Annotated in this window: 15 protein-coding genes; 6 read left to right on the top strand and 9 right to left on the bottom strand. The window is 69.5% G+C overall.

Going from position 1 to position 14,157, the window contains the following annotated elements; genetic code table 11:
* The first annotated feature begins 116 nt into the window (after positions 1-116).
* Entirely contained in the window at positions 117-1,127 is a 1,011-nt protein-coding gene (locus tag MUN78_RS06465; protein ID WP_244729509.1) for a M23 family metallopeptidase, read from the top strand.
* On the opposite strand, the gene trpD is transcribed toward MUN78_RS06465, so the two are convergent.
* A complete protein-coding gene (gene trpD / locus MUN78_RS06460) occupies positions 1,116-2,183 on the bottom strand; it encodes an anthranilate phosphoribosyltransferase (protein ID WP_244729507.1) in 1,068 nt (355 codons plus the stop codon). The genes MUN78_RS06465 and trpD overlap by 12 nt on opposite strands.
* 285 nt (positions 2,184-2,468) lie before the next feature.
* On the opposite strand from trpD, the gene ctaE reads away from it, so the two are divergent.
* Genes ctaE through qcrB form a run of 4 tightly spaced genes read left to right on the top strand, consistent with a single transcriptional unit; the run spans position 2,469 to position 6,701 of the window.
* Complete coding sequence (gene ctaE, locus MUN78_RS06455) at positions 2,469-3,083, top strand: aa3-type cytochrome oxidase subunit III (protein ID WP_244693698.1); 615 nt, start codon at positions 2,469-2,471, stop codon at positions 3,081-3,083.
* A 21-nt stretch (positions 3,084-3,104) separates the two neighbouring features.
* Positions 3,105-3,914: a cytochrome bc1 complex diheme cytochrome c subunit gene (gene qcrC, locus MUN78_RS06450; protein WP_244693697.1), complete on the top strand. Its 810-nt coding sequence runs from the start codon at positions 3,105-3,107 to the stop codon at positions 3,912-3,914.
* A 46-nt stretch (positions 3,915-3,960) separates the two neighbouring features.
* Positions 3,961-5,076: a cytochrome bc1 complex Rieske iron-sulfur subunit gene (qcrA, locus tag MUN78_RS06445; RefSeq protein ID WP_244729505.1), complete on the top strand. Its 1,116-nt coding sequence runs from the start codon at positions 3,961-3,963 to the stop codon at positions 5,074-5,076.
* Positions 5,073-6,701 (top strand): cytochrome bc1 complex cytochrome b subunit, encoded by a 1,629-nt coding sequence (gene qcrB, locus MUN78_RS06440; RefSeq protein WP_244693695.1) that lies wholly within the window; start codon positions 5,073-5,075, stop codon positions 6,699-6,701. Before qcrA ends, qcrB begins: the two co-directional genes overlap by 4 nt.
* Positions 6,702-6,814: 113 nt before the next feature.
* Here qcrB and MUN78_RS06435 read toward each other — a convergent pair whose 3' ends face one another.
* The 7 genes from MUN78_RS06435 to MUN78_RS06405 form a co-directional block, all read right to left on the bottom strand.
* Positions 6,815-7,564, bottom strand: a complete 750-nt coding sequence (locus MUN78_RS06435) for a dienelactone hydrolase family protein (RefSeq protein WP_244729504.1) — start codon at positions 7,562-7,564, stop codon at positions 6,815-6,817.
* A 243-nt stretch (positions 7,565-7,807) separates the two neighbouring features.
* Positions 7,808-8,320 carry a TetR/AcrR family transcriptional regulator gene (locus MUN78_RS06430; protein ID WP_244729503.1) on the bottom strand — a complete coding sequence of 171 codons (513 nt, stop codon included), beginning with the start codon at positions 8,318-8,320 and terminating at the stop codon, positions 7,808-7,810.
* Positions 8,321-8,328: 8 nt separating this feature from the next.
* Positions 8,329-8,772 carry a GNAT family N-acetyltransferase gene (locus tag MUN78_RS06425; RefSeq protein ID WP_244693692.1) on the bottom strand — a complete coding sequence of 148 codons (444 nt, stop codon included), beginning with the start codon at positions 8,770-8,772 and terminating at the stop codon, positions 8,329-8,331.
* Between the two features lie 13 nt (positions 8,773-8,785).
* Complete coding sequence (gene ctaF / locus MUN78_RS06420; protein ID WP_244693691.1) at positions 8,786-9,208, bottom strand: aa3-type cytochrome oxidase subunit IV; 423 nt, start codon at positions 9,206-9,208, stop codon at positions 8,786-8,788.
* 34 nt (positions 9,209-9,242) lie between these two features.
* Positions 9,243-10,880, bottom strand: a complete 1,638-nt coding sequence (gene ctaD / locus MUN78_RS06415; protein WP_244693690.1) for an aa3-type cytochrome oxidase subunit I — start codon at positions 10,878-10,880, stop codon at positions 9,243-9,245.
* Positions 10,881-10,894: 14 nt separating this feature from the next.
* Positions 10,895-11,746: an aa3-type cytochrome oxidase subunit II gene (gene ctaC, locus MUN78_RS06410; protein ID WP_244693689.1), complete on the bottom strand. Its 852-nt coding sequence runs from the start codon at positions 11,744-11,746 to the stop codon at positions 10,895-10,897.
* A 151-nt stretch (positions 11,747-11,897) separates the two neighbouring features.
* Positions 11,898-12,275 (bottom strand): HesB/IscA family protein, encoded by a 378-nt coding sequence (locus MUN78_RS06405; RefSeq protein WP_244693688.1) that lies wholly within the window; start codon positions 12,273-12,275, stop codon positions 11,898-11,900.
* Between the two features lie 166 nt (positions 12,276-12,441).
* On the opposite strand from MUN78_RS06405, the gene MUN78_RS06400 reads away from it, so the two are divergent.
* Positions 12,442-13,026: a DUF3043 domain-containing protein gene (locus MUN78_RS06400; RefSeq protein ID WP_244729502.1), complete on the top strand. Its 585-nt coding sequence runs from the start codon at positions 12,442-12,444 to the stop codon at positions 13,024-13,026.
* A 76-nt stretch (positions 13,027-13,102) separates the two neighbouring features.
* On the opposite strand, the gene MUN78_RS06395 is transcribed toward MUN78_RS06400, so the two are convergent.
* Positions 13,103-14,152, bottom strand: coding sequence for a quinone-dependent dihydroorotate dehydrogenase (locus tag MUN78_RS06395; protein ID WP_244729501.1), 1,050 nt, complete (start codon positions 14,150-14,152; stop codon positions 13,103-13,105).
* Positions 14,153-14,157: the final 5 nt, after the last annotated feature.

Raw genomic sequence — 14,157 nt, 5'->3', positions numbered from 1 at the left:
GCGGGCGCCGTCCGCGGCAACCGACGGGATCTGGTGATTCACGGGATCGCGCGGTAACCTGTTCGTTATATTTGCGCGCGGCCGGTCCGGAGCCGCGCGAGAACCCGAAAGTCCGCATGACCCGACTCCCCCGGCGGGATCTCCCGCAGCAGCCGTCCCACAGGTCCCTTCCCGACCGAGGAGCGACGCCCGAGCCGCAGGAGAACGACGCCGCACCCGCATCCCCTGTGGCGTCGGCTCCGTCCGAGCCGTCCCCCCGGACCCCGCTCGAAGTGCTCGTCCCCCGCCGGGAGCACGTGCCCGACGACGCCGCCCCACCGGCCGAGCCCGCGGCGCCCCGGCGCACGCTGCGGCACCGCGTCGCCGCGACCGCCGCAGCGGCGAGCGTCGGCGGCCTCGTCCTGGCGCTCGCCCTCCCGATGACGACGCAGGCCGAGGCCGAGCAGCAGGTCGCGGGCGCGGTGCAGCAGGGGCTGTTCTCCGAGACCTCCGCCTCCGACATGCCGGTCTCCGTCGCCGAGATCAACGCCGTCGACAGCGAGGAGGCCGTCCAGGCGTCCTACGCCCTCCGACCGTCCGCCCTCGTGAGCTACCCCTTCACCTCGCCGGTGCTGCTCACCGACCCCTTCGGCTATCGCACCGCGCCGGTGGAGCAGTTCCACGACGCGCAGGACTTCGCCGCGACCGAGGGCACGCCGATCGTCGCGATCGCCGACGGCCGCGTGCTCGAGGCCGGCTTCGCGTCCGACGGCTGCGGGTTCGGGGTCAAGCTGGCCCATGAGATCGACGGCCAGGAGGTCACGAGCCGCTATTGCCACATGCAGGACGCGTCCAGCGACTACGAGGTCGGCGATGTCGTCATGATGGGCGACCCCGTCGGCAAGGTCGGCGCCACGGGCATGGCCTTCGGCGCGCACCTGCACCTCGCGATCCGCGTCGACGACGAGCCGGTCGATCCGATGCCCTTCCTCGCGAAGTACAACCGCGCGTCGCGCGAGCCGGGCGAGACGACCGTGCCGAGCGGGACGGCGAGCCCCTCGTCGGATCCGGCGGATGCGACGACGATCGATCCGACGGCGCCGCCGAGCGGCGGCATCGCGACGTCGGATCCCGGCTCAGCCGACTGAGCCCCGGCGCCGCGTCGCCTCGGACCAGGCGGCGAGCTTCGCCGCGGCCCGCCCGGAGTCGATCGCCTCTCTCGCCAGTTCGACCTTCTCCGCCAGCCGCTCGAGCAGCGCGCGCTCGGCGGACTCGGGGTGCCCGGCGAGATCGAACGCGACGAGTCCGGCCGCCGCGTTGAGCACCACGATGTCGCGCACCGGCCCCTCCTCGCCGGCGAGCACGCGGTGCACGACCGCGGCGTTCTCCTCCGGCGTGCCGCCGACGAGGTCCTCGATGCGCGCGCGCGGGATGCCGAGGTCGCGGGGATCGATGTCGTGCTCGGTGAGCCCGCCCCGGCTCACCTCCCAGAGGCGGGAATGGCCCGTCGTCGTCAGCTCGTCGAGCCCGTCGTCGCCGCGGAAGACCAGCGCCGACGCGCCGCGGAGCCGGAAGACGCCGACGAAGATCGGCACCCGGTCGATGTCGGCGACGCCGACCGCCGAGGCCTCGGGGCGCACCGGATTGCACAGCGGCCCGAGGAAGTTGAAGACCGTCGGGATGCCGAGCTCCGCCCGCGCCGGAGCCACGTGGCGGAATCCGGGCAGGAACCGCGCGGCGTGGACGAACGCGATGCCGGCCTCCGCGAAGGCGTCGGCCAGCTGATCGGCCTCCAGCGCGAGATCGATCCCGAGCGCGGTGAGCACATCGGAGGCGCCCGAGAGGCTGCTCGCCGCGCGGTTGCCGTGCTTCACGACGGGCACCCCCGCGGCCGCGGCCGTGATGGAGGCCATCGTCGAGACGTTCACCGTGCCGAAGCGGTCGCCTCCGGTGCCGACGATGTCGAGCGACATCGCGGGGAGCGAGATCGGCGCGGCCTCCGCCAGGATGGCGTCGCGGAAGCCGATGACCTCCTCCACCGTGGCGCCCTTGGACTGCAGGGCCACGAGGAAGGCGCCGATCTGCGCGCCCGTCGCCTCGCCGGTCATGAAGCGCGACATCGCCCACTCGGCCTGCGACACGCTCAGGTCCTCGCCGTCGAGCAGCGTGGACAGGACAGTCGGCCAGGTGCGTTCGTCGATCATCCCCCCAGTCTACCGAGCACCCGCGGAGCGGCTCGGAGCAGCGGGGAGCGTCTCCGGACGGCTCTCAGAACCGCGGCCCGCTCCCCGGGCGCGCTCCCCTCGCTCACCCCCGATCCGCCGCGGAATCCCGCGGATTCATCAGATGAACGACCCCCTCGCCGTGCGCGCGACGGTCCGCCGACACGGTAGGCTTGGCGGGTAACTCGCAGAAAGTTCGGCGCGCCGTCCCGGAGTGAAAACGCACACCAGACTTTCAGCCATAATGGAGGGGTGACAACGACCACTATGAATACCCAGTCAGCCGTGCCCTCGGTGAAGCGACCGAATCTCGTCGCCGTCGGCACGATCGTGTGGCTCGGCAGCGAGGTCATGTTCTTCGCGGGCCTCTTCGCGATCTACTTCACGCTGCGGGCCATGAACCCCGAGCTGTGGGCGGATCAGGCGGCGAAGCACAACTTCCCCTTCGCGCTGACCAACACCATCATCCTGGTCGCTTCCTCCTTCACCGCGCAGGCGGGCGTCTTCGCCGCCGAGCGCATGCAGCCGCGCGCCACCGGTGCCAGCCCGAAGAAGTGGGGCACGGTCGAGTGGTTCTACCTCACCTTCTTCATGGGCGCCGTGTTCGTCGCCGGGCAGGCGTGGGAGTACGCCACGTTCGTCTCCGAGGGCATCACGCTGAGCTCCGACCCCTACGGCTCCGCCTTCTACATGACCACCGGCTTCCACGGCATCCACGTGTCGCTCGGCCTCGTCGCCTTCCTGCTGGTGATCGGGCGCATCTACGCGGTCAAGAACTTCACGCACAAGGAGGAGACCACCGCCGTCGTCGTGTCCTACTACTGGCACTTCGTCGACATCGTGTGGATCATCCTCTTCATCATCATCTACGTCCTCAAGTAGGGGTCAGGAGTAATCGAGAACATGGCTCGCGCCAAGAAGAACGTTCGCAAGTCCGGCCGCCGGCACCCGCTGGCCACCGCCGCTCTCGTCGCGGTCGGCCTGCTCGTGACCGGAGCCGCGTACGCCGGGTTCAGCCAGAGCCCCGCGACCGCCGAGATCGACCTCGAGTCCCCTGCCACCATCGAGGCGGGAGAGAAGCTGTTCGGCGCCAACTGCGCCACCTGCCACGGCGCGGGCGCCGAGGGCACCGACGACGGCCCGACGCTCATCGGCGTCGGTGCGGCCTCGGTCAACTTCCAGGTCGGCACGGGCCGCATGCCCCTCGCCTTCCAGGGACCGCAGGGCATGGTGAAGCCGCAGCAGTTCACCGAGGAGCAGACGCTGCAGATGGCCGCGTACGTCGCCTCGCTGGCTCCCGGGCCCGCGCTGCCGGAGTCGCAGTACATCCAGGCCGACAGCGACGACGAGGGCATCGCCAACGGCGGTTCGCTCTTCCGCATCAACTGCGCCATGTGCCACAACGTCGCCGCGGCCGGCGGTGCGCTCACCGAGGGCAAGTTCGCCCCGTCGCTCACCGGCGTCGCCCCCACGCACATCTACGAGGCCATGGTCACCGGCCCGCAGAACATGCCCGTCTTCAGCGACGCGAACCTGTCGCCGCAGGACAAGGCCGACATCATCTCGTACCTCAAGTACATCGAGGAGAAGCCCGCAGTCGGCGGCCTCACCCTCGGGTCCATCGGCCCGGTGGCCGAGGGCCTGTTCATCTGGGTGATCGGCCTGGGCGCCATCATCGGACTCACCGTGTGGGTCACCGCGAAGTCGAACTGATCAGACGACGCGCAACGAGTTCATGAGTCAGGAGTCAAGGAGCAACATGGCAGAGGAAGCGAAGAACAACGGCGATAGTGGCGCCGTTGTCGCAGCCCAGGGCCACGGCTCGGCCGATGCCGCGGTGGGCACCGCGGTGATCGCGCCGGACGCCGTGCAAAATCCGGGCCTTCCCCCGCACCGCAAGCGCGTCACGGACCTCGATCCGAAGAAGTCCAAGCGCGCCGAGCGCACGGTCTACACGCTCTTCTACATCTCGATCGCCGGCAGCCTCGGCGCCGTCCTCGCCTACATGTTCTTCCCGATCGAAACGGGAGAACTCATGGCGATCCGCCTCCACACGATGTTCGTGGGCCTCGGCATGGCGCTCGCGCTGCTCGCCGTGGGCATCGGCGCCGTCCACTGGGGCAAGGCGATCATGGCGGATCACGAGTCGATCGACTACCGCCACCCCGTCGCGAGCGACGCCCCGACCCGCGAGGCATCGGCCGAGGTGTTCAAGCTCGCCGACGAGGAGTCCGGCTTCTCCCGCCGCTCGCTCGTGCGCAACAGCCTCATCGGCGCCCTGATCGCGTTCCCGCTGCCGGGCATCACGCTCCTGCGCGGCCTCGCGCCGCAGGATCGCGACGCGGTGCAGCTGCTCAAGCACACGATGTGGGACAAGGGAGTCCGTCTCGCCCGCGACCCCTCCGGCGTGCCGATCAAGGCCAGCGAGGTCACCATCGGCTCGGCGTTCCACGTCATCCCCGAGACCCTCAACCACGAGGACTTCGCGGCCATGTCGCTCGATGAGCGCGGCGGCAGCGAGCACCTGCTCGATGCAAAGGCGAAGGCGATCGTGCTGCTCATGCGCCTCGACCAGTCCGAGCTGCAGGTCTCCGAGGAGCGCAAGGGCTGGTCCTACGACGGCATCGTCGCGTACTCCAAGGTCTGCACCCACGTCGGCTGCCCCGTCGCGCTGTACGAGCAGCACACCCACCACCTCCTCTGCCCCTGCCACCAGTCGCAGTTCGACGTCTCCCAGGAGGCGAAGGTGATTTTCGGGCCGGCGAAGCGCCCGCTGCCCCAGCTGCCGATCACGGTCGACGACGAGGGCTACCTCGTCGCGCAGAGCGATTTCCATGAACCCGTCGGCCCGAGCTTCTGGGAGCGTCTCAAGTGAGCAACACCGTCACCGAATCCCCCGCGCAGAGCGGCTCGGCGCAGAGCGGCTCCAGCCGCTTCACCGCCGCGGCGGCGAACTACATCGACGAGCGCACCAAGATCGGCGTCGCGGTCAAGGAGTTCGGCCGCAAGGTCTTCCCCGACCACTGGTCGTTCCTGCTCGGCGAGGTCGCGCTCTACAGCTTCGTCGTCATCCTCATCTCGGGCACCTTCCTGACGCTGTTCTTCCAGGCGACGATGGTGGAGACCCATTACACCGGCCCCTACGTCCCGATGAAGGGCCTCGAGATGTCCGCCGCCATGGCGTCGACGCTCGACATCTCCTTCTCGGTCCGCGGCGGGCTCCTCATGCGCCACGTGCACCACTGGGCCGCGCTGCTCTTCGTGGCGTCCATCGGCCTGCACATGCTCCGCATCTTCTTCACGGGCGCCTTCCGCAAGCCGCGCGAGCTCAACTGGGTGATCGGCTTCGTGCTCTTCATCCTCGCCATGGCCGAGGGCTTCACGGGCTACTCGCTCCCCGACGACGTGCTCTCCGGCAACGGCCTGCGCATCATCGACGGCATCATCAAGGCGATCCCCGTGATCGGCACCTACCTCTCGTACTTCTTCTTCGGAGGCGAGTTCCCCGGCACCGACATCGTCGGCCGCCTGTACATGCTGCACATCATGGTGCTGCCCGCCCTCGTGATCCTGTTCGTGGCGCTGCACCTCGCCTTCGTGGTCATCCACAAGCACACGCAGTACCCCGGCCCGGGCAAGACGCAGGGCAACGTGGTCGGCTTCCCGGTGCTCCCCGTCTACGCGGCCAAGGCCGGCGGCTTCTTCTTCATCGTGTTCGGCGTGATCGTGCTGATCGCCTCGATGGTCGGCATCAACCCGATCTGGAACTACGGCCCCTACGATCCCTCCCCCGTGTCCGCGGGCACCCAGCCCGACTGGTACATCGGCTTCGCGGACGGCATGCTGCGCCTGGTCCCGCCGGGGCTCGAGGCGGAGTGGTTCGGCTACACGTGGTCGTTCAACATGCTGCTGCCGCTCATCATCATCGGCATCTTCATCGTGCTCGTCGCGATCTACCCCTTCATCGAGGCGTGGGTGACCGGCGACAAGCGCGAGCACCACATCCTCGACCGTCCCCGCAACGCGCCCACCCGCACCGCCATCGGCGCGGCCGGCGTCACCTTCTACGCGGTGATGTGGGCCGGGGCGAGCTCCGACCTCATGGCGACGCACTTCCAGCTCTCCATGGAGGGCGTCATCCACGCCCTGCAGGCGCTCCTCATCCTCGGGCCGATCGTCGCCTACCAGGTCGCGAAGCGGATCTGCATCGCGCTGCAGAAGAAGGATCGTACGATCGCGCTGCACGGCTACGAGTCGGGTCGCATCGTGCGGATGCCGGGCGGCGAGTTCATCGAGGTGCACAAGCCCCTCGACGCCTACGAGCAGTGGCAGCTGGTCAGCTACCACGACTACGCGCCGCTCATGCTCCGTCCGAACGACGACGGCCGGATCCCGTTCTCCAAGCGCCTCCGCGCCGGCTTCAGCCGCTGGTTCTTCGAGGACCGGATCGTCCCGCCGAGCCAGGGCGAGATCGAGCAGGGCCACCACGACGGGCACTGACCCGGACGGTCGCATGAACCGGGCCGGCCCCCGCAGCGTTGCTGCGGGGGCCGGCCCGGTGTGCTGCGCGCGGGGTCGGATCCGCTCGGAGGGTTCCGACGGCGGGCCCGGCCTCAGACGGTCCTGGCGAGGTGCCGCTGGAAGAACCGCGCCGCGTCCTCCCCCGCGTGCGCCGGAACCCGCGTGTGCCCGCCCAGGTTCGCCTGCAGCGTCTTCTCGGAGGAACCGAACGCGTCGAACAGCTCGAGCGCGAGATCTCGGTCGTTGCCGGCGTCATCCCACTGCAGCAGCATGTGCAGCGGCGTCGTGATGCCGCGCGCCTCCGCGAGCGTCGCACGCGGCACGTAGCTGCCGGCGAAGAGACCGAGTGCCGCCACCCGCAAATCGACGGCGGCCATGCGGACGCCGATCGCCGTCACGCCGCCGGAGACGCCGACCGGCCCGTCGGCGATCTCGGGCAGGCGCAGCACCGCGTCGAGCGCGCTCCGCCATTCCGGAACCGCCCGGGACACCAGCGGGGCGATGAGCCGATCGACGAGCTCATCGTCGATCGAGGCACCGGCCTCGATGCGCCGGCGCAGTTCGCGTCGCGCGCGATCGACGTCGACGAGCGGCCGACGTCCCCCGGCGCCGGGGAGTTCCAGGGCCGCCGTCGCGAAGCCGTCCGCCGCCGCGCGCCGCGCGCGGAGGAGGAGTCGCGGACGCATATGCCGCAATCCGCCGGGATGCCCCATGAGGATGAGCGGCGCCGGCGTCCGGAGGGACGCCGACTCCGGTACACAGAGGAGACCGGGAACGCCGTGCGGGTCGATGTCGTGCTCGACGATGCCGTCATCGGATCGTCGCGAGGAGAGCGTGTGCATGCTGGCACCTTTCGGGAGTGCGTGATCGGGCACCCCCGGGCGCACTATCGCCCGATCGCGGCCCCGAAGCGGAGCGCCCACGTCGAATCATCGTTCACGGGTCCCACCTCCTCGCTCCTGCGGCCGAGCAGCAGTCTAGCAGGCCCGCGTCGGGGCGACGCGAGAGCGGAACGGCGGCGCAGGCGGCCCCTCCTCCGCGCCGCCGGCGTCCTCCGGCATCGCCGGAGCCGCGCGATCGCCCGCTCACGCCAGCAGCGACCGCGCCGCCGCGCTGAGCGTCGCGTCGAAGCCCTCGGCGCCCAGGCGATCGCGGAGCCCCGCGAGGAGCCCGCGCAGCTCGGCCCGCGGTGCCGCGGGCAGCGCTTCCGCGGCGGCGACCGCCTGGAGCAGGATGCGGGCACCGCTGCACGACTGATCGGGTTCCGCGGAACGCACCCCCGCGTCCGCGTCGAGGCGCTCCCCCGCCGCGGCGTCGGTCCGCCCGCGCTCCCCCGCGTCCGCGTGGCCTCCGTCCGCGCGACCGCCCTCCGCGTCGCCGAGCGCGAGCTCCTCGGCCGCCGCGGCGACGCAGGCGAGGAACAGCTCGTGCTTCGTCGCGAAGCTCGCGTAGACGTGGGGCTGCGGAACGTCGGCGCGGGCGGCGATACCCGCGGTCGAGGCGCCGTGATAGCCGAAGAGGCCGAACTCGACGAGTCCGGCCTCCACCAGGCGTTGGCGGTTCTCCCCCGGCTTCCGGCGGGGACGATGTCCGACCATGCGAACGCCTAACCGAGCTCGAGGAGCTTCCGGTAGTGCTCGCCGACGGCCTCGAAGCCGCGATGGTTGTAGAAGGAGCCGAAGCGGGCGGTGGACGCGGAGAGCTGCCGGACCCCTCGCCCCATGCAGTAGTGCTCGTTCGCCTGCATGAGCCGGTCGCCGACGCCGTGCCCGCGGGCCTCGGAGTCGACCACGATCTCCTGCAGATGGGCCGTGAGACCCGGCGCGTGGAGCAGCCGGGAGACCGTCATGAGCGAATACCCCGCGACGGTGCCCTCGAGCTCGGCGACGAAGAGCACGTTGGTCTCCTGGTCGCGGTGCCTGAGCACGTTGTCGTACGCGACCTGGAACTCGTCTCGGCCGATCGGCTCACGGCCGGTGGTGAACTGCCGGGCCAGGGCGTGGACGGCGGCGCCGTCCTCGCTCCGGCCCCGGCGGATGATGATGCTCACGATGTCGCGATCCCTAGCGGGCGAAGTTGCCGCGGTAGTACTCGTAGACCCAGCCCACGACGCCGATCAGCACGAGCGGCGCGGTGAGGAAGGTGAGCCAGAAGTGGAACCCGATGCAGAAGCCGAGCACCGTCAGCGAAGCGCCGAAGGCCAGCAGGATCGGCCACCAGCTCCACGGGCTGAACTCGCCGAGCTCCGGATCCCCGTCATCGATGTCCGAATCGTCTCGGTCCTCGACGAGCACACCGCCCTGCTTCTTCTGCACGAGCATGAGGTAGATCGCGATGAACGCGGTCAGCCCGGCCGAGATGGCGATGAGCAGGGTCACCGGCCAGTCAAAGGCGTTGTTCAGCAGGTGGTTCCAGAGCGCGTACACGCCGGCGACGACGAGCAGATAGGCCGTCAGGATCCAGAAGATGACGATATTGGATTTCATGATTCAGCTGCTCCTCGCAGGCGTTCGGCGCCGGTCACTTCTTCTCGGCGAGCTCGTGCTCGCGGCTCGGCTGCACGACGCCGCTGACCTCGGGGTGGTTGAGATCGAACGCGGGCGACTCCGAGCGGATGCGCGGGATCGAGGTGAAGTTGTGGCGCGGCGGCGGGCAGGACGTCGCCCACTCGAGCGAACGGCCGTAGCCCCACGGATCGTCGACGGTGACCTTCTCGCCGCGGCGCGACGTGAGGTACACGTTCAGCAGGAACGGGATCATGGACGCGCCGAGGATCATCGCCCCGATGGTCGAGAGCTGGTTGCCCCAGGTGATGCCGTCCGCCGGGAGATAGGTGTAGTAGCGGCGGGGCATCGCCATGACGCCGAGCCAGTGCTGCACGAGGAAGGTCGTGTGGAACCCGATGAAGAGCACCCAGAAGTGGATCTTGCCGAGGCGCTCGTTCAGCATCTTGCCCGTCCACTTCGGCCACCAGAAGTAGAAGCCGGCGAACATGGCGAAGACGACCGTGCCGAAGACCACGTAGTGGAAGTGCGCCACGACGAAGTAGGTGTCGGAGAGGTGGAAGTCGAGCGCGGGCGAGGCGAGGATGACGCCCGTGAGGCCGCCGAAGACGAAGGTCACGAGGAAGCCGAGCGACCAGAGCATCGGGGTCTCGAAGGTGATCGAACCGCGCCACATCGTGCCGAGCCAGTTGAAGATCTTCACGCCGGTCGGCACCGCGATGAGCATCGTCATGAGCGCGAAGAACGGCAGCAGCACCGATCCGGTGACGTACATGTGGTGCGCCCACACGGTCATGGAGAGGGCCGCGATCGCGATGGTCGCGTAGACGAGCGTCTTGTAGCCGAAGATCGGCTTGCGGCTGAACACCGGGAACACCTCGGAGACGATGCCGAAGAACGGCAGCGCGATGATGTAGACCTCCGGGTGCCCGAAGAACCAGAAGAGGTGCTGCCAGAGGATGGCTCCGCCCTCGCCGTTGTAGATCTGCGCGCCGAAGATGCGGTCCGCCGCGAGGCCGAACATCGCGGCCGCGAGCACCGGGAAGACGAGGAGCACGAGGATCGAGGTGATCAGGGTGTTCCAGGTGAAGATCGACATGCGCCACATCGTCATGCCGGGCGCGCGCATCGTGATGATCGTGGTGATGAAGTTCACGCCGCCCATGATCGTGCCGAAGCCGCTGATGCCGAGGCCGAGCACCCAGAGATTGCCGCCGACGCCCGGCGAATAGGTCATGCTCGACAGCGGCGAGTAGGCGAACCAGCCGAAGGACGCGGCGCCCTGCGGGGTGAGGAAGCCGCCCACCGCGATGAGGGAGCCGAAGGTGTAGAGCCAGAAGGCGAAGGCGTTCAGCCGCGGGAACGCGACGTCGGGGGCGCCGATCTGGAGCGGCATGATGACGTTGGCGAAGCCCGCGAACAGCGGGGTCGCGAACATCAGCAGCATGATCGTGCCGTGCATGGTGAACAGCTGGTTGTACTGCTCCTTCGTCGCCACGACCTCGAGGCCGGGCGCGAACAGCTGGGCACGGATCACGAGGGCCATGAGGCCGCCGATGAGGAACCACACGAAGGAGCTGATCAGGTACATGTACCCGATCACCTTGTGGTCCGTGGACGTGATCCACGAGACGATGACGTTACCCTTCTTCATCTTCTTCTCTCCGCCTAGTGCTGGTTCTTCGTCTGTGCTTCGTCGCCGAAGAAGTCTTCTTGGTTCGGGTTGTACTCGGTCGTGACCTGACCGGTGTTGCCCGCCTCGCGGAGCGACGCGATGTACGCGTCGTACTCGTCCTGCTCCACGACCTTGACCTCGAAGAGCATCATCGAGTGGTACTCGCCGCAGAGCTCCGCGCACTTGCCCATGAACGTGCCGGTCTTGGTCGGCGTGAAGCTCATGTAGTTCGTCTGGCCCGGGATCATGTCCTTCTTGTAGAGGAACTCGACCACCCAGAAGGAGTGGATGACGTCGCGGGTCTCGAGACGGATCTCGGTGGTCTTGTCGACCGGGAGGTAGAGGACCGGCATGGTCTCCTCCTCGGCGTTGCCCTCGTCGTCGGTCTGCACCTGGACGCCCTGGAAGTAGACATCCTCGTCGACGTAGTTGAAGTCCCACGCCCAGCGCTTGCCGATGACCTCGACGGTGTTCTCCGGAGCCTCGTAGCGCGTCTCGATCTTGGCCTGCTCCTGAGCGGTGAAGGCGAAGAAGCCGAGCACGAGGATCACGGGGACGACCGTGAAGAACGTCTCGATCGGCATGTTGTAGCGCATCTGCACCGGCAGGCCGGTCTGCCCCTTGCGGCGGCGGTACGCGATGGTGGCCCAGATGATGAGGCCCCACGTGATCACGCCGACGGCGAGCAGGACGATCCACGAGGTGACCCAGAGGCCGGTGATCCCGTCCGTGTGGTTCGTGGTCCCTTCGGACCCCGCGGGCAGGAAGCCCCGCTGCTGCTCGGGGGTGCAGCCGGCGAGCAGCAGCGCCGCCGACAGCGCCACCGGGGCCGCGACCCATTTCATTCGACGATTGGAACGCACCGCATACCTTTCGAAACGTTTTTCGCCTGCGCAGAGGGCAGGCGAATCTGATGACTCCCTGTTAGCTTAGCGCGAACCTGATCGTTCCCCGAACCACGCACGGGTGTCGCGGAACTCGCCGTTCGCGCCCGGCTCAGCTGAAGCTGTCGCCGCAGGCGCAGCTGCCCTGCGCGTTCGGATTGTCGATGGTGAAGCCCTGCTTCTGGATCGTGTCCTCGAAGTCGATGGTCGCCCCATCGAGGTAGGGCACGCTCATCTGGTCGACGACGACGCCGACGCCGGAGAAGTCGACGACCGCATCGCCCTCGAGCTCGCGCTCGTCGAAGAACAGCTGGTAGATCAGGCCCGAGCAGCCGCCCGGCTGCACGGCGATGCGCAGCCGCAGGTCGTCGCGCCCCTCCTGCTGCAGGAGGCTGCGCACCTTGTCCTGCGCCTCGGTGCTCAGCCGCACCCCGTGCGCCCGCTCGGCGGCGGCGACGCCGCCCTCGGGAAGGATCGTATCCGTGCTCATGCGTACTCCTCGCTCGCGTGCCGGTGGAACGGCTCCAGTCTACCGCCCCGCGTCCGCCCCGCGTCCGGCGCGCACCCGGGCGCGGCACGGTAGTCTGGAGGCGTCGTCGCCGCACCGCGGCGGCCGGAGGCATGAACCGCGCGACGCGGGAGACGAGAGGACAGGCGTGGCACAGAAGGGCGCTGCGAACGCGGCCGACGCGAGCGATCAGGGGGCCGCGGCTGACGCCGGGCGGACGATCGGCAAGGGGCGTCCCACCCCGTCCCGGAAGCAGGCGGAGGCGGCCAACGCGCGCCCGATCGTCGGCTCGAAGGACAAGGCCGCGCAGAAGGAGCTGCGCCGCCAGCAGACGGAGCTGCGCGAGCGCGCGCGCGTCGGCATGATGCAGGGAGAGGAGCGCTACCTCACCGCCAGGGACAAGGGACCGCAGCGGCGCTACGTCCGCGACTTCGTGGACGCGCGTTGGAGCGTCGGCGAGATGCTCATCCCGATGATGCTCGTGGTCCTCGTCATGACTTTCATCCCCGGCGTGGTGCAGGTCATCAGCCTCATCGTCATCTGGGTCTTCGTCGGCATCGCGATCCTCGACGCCGTGATCCTCGGTGTCCGTCTCAAGGGGAGGCTCGCGGCGAAGTTCGGCGCCGATCACGTGCAGCCGGGGTTCCGCTGGTACGCGGCCATGCGCGCCTTCCAGTTCCGGCCGCTCCGCGTGCCGAAGCCGCAGGTGAAGCGCGGGGCCTCCCCCGCCTGAGACGCATCCGTCCGCCGCTACGCGTCCGCCCGGGGCTCCGGCCCCGGGCGGACGCGTATCCGGGCGAGCTCGCGCCTCAGACGGCAGCGCTGCCCCGCCAGCCCGCGCGCACGAGCGCGCGGTTGATGCGCCTGGCCCAGAAGGGTCCCTCGTAGACGTACGCGGTGTACCCCTGGACGAGGTCGGCGCCGGCGCGCAGCCGTTCGAGCACGTCCTCGCCGGTCTCCACGCCGCCGACCGAGATCACGCAGAACCCCTCGGGCGCGCACGCACGCACGCGGCGCAGCACCTCGAGCGAGCGCGCCCGCAGCGGCGCGCCCGAGAGGCCGCCGGCGCCCATCGCCTCGACCTCCTCCGCAGGGGCGCGCAGCCCCTCCCGCGAGACGGTGGTGTTCGTCGCGATGACGCCGTCGAGCCCCAGGCGCGCGGCGAGTGCCACGATCCCCTCGATCTGCTCGTCCGCCATGTCGGGGGCGATCTTCACGAGGAGCGGGGTCTCCCCCGCGGCGCGGCGCACCGCGGCGAGCAGCGGTTCGAGCAGCTCGAGCTCCTGCAGGCCGCGCAGGCCCGGCGTGTTCGGCGAGCTCACGTTGACCGCGAGGTAATCGGCGATCGGCGCGAGGCGCTCGGCGCTCCAGACGTAGTCGGCGGTCGCGTCCTCGACGGCCGTCACCCGGCTCTTGCCGATGTTGACGCCGATCACGGGCCGTCGGCGCCGCAGGCGGGCGCACTCGATGCGCGGCACCGCCGCGGCCGACCCCCCGTTGTTGAAGCCCATCCGGTTGATGAGCCCGCGGTCGGCGCGGAGCCGGAACATCCGCGGCGCCGGGTTGCCGGGCTGCGCGTGGCGGGTCAGCGTGCCGACCTCGACGTGGCCAAAGCCGAAGTCCCCGAGCCCCTGGATGCCCTCGGCGTTCTTGTCGAAGCCCGCGGCGAGCCCGAAGGGGCTCGGGAAGTCGATGCCGAGCGCCCGCACCCGCAGCGAGGGCGCGGGCGCGCACAGCCGCCGCAGCAGCGGGCCGACGAGCGGAGCCCGCCGGATCACGCCCTCGAAGACGAGCCGGTGGGCCGTCTCCGGATCCATCCGCGCGAAGACGGCGTTGAACAGCAGCGTGTACGGGCGCATGGGCG

The organism is Leucobacter allii, assembly GCF_022919155.1.
In the GTDB taxonomy this organism is placed as follows: domain Bacteria; phylum Actinomycetota; class Actinomycetes; order Actinomycetales; family Microbacteriaceae; genus Leucobacter; species Leucobacter allii.
This window is presented reverse-complemented; position numbering and strand designations above follow the sequence as displayed.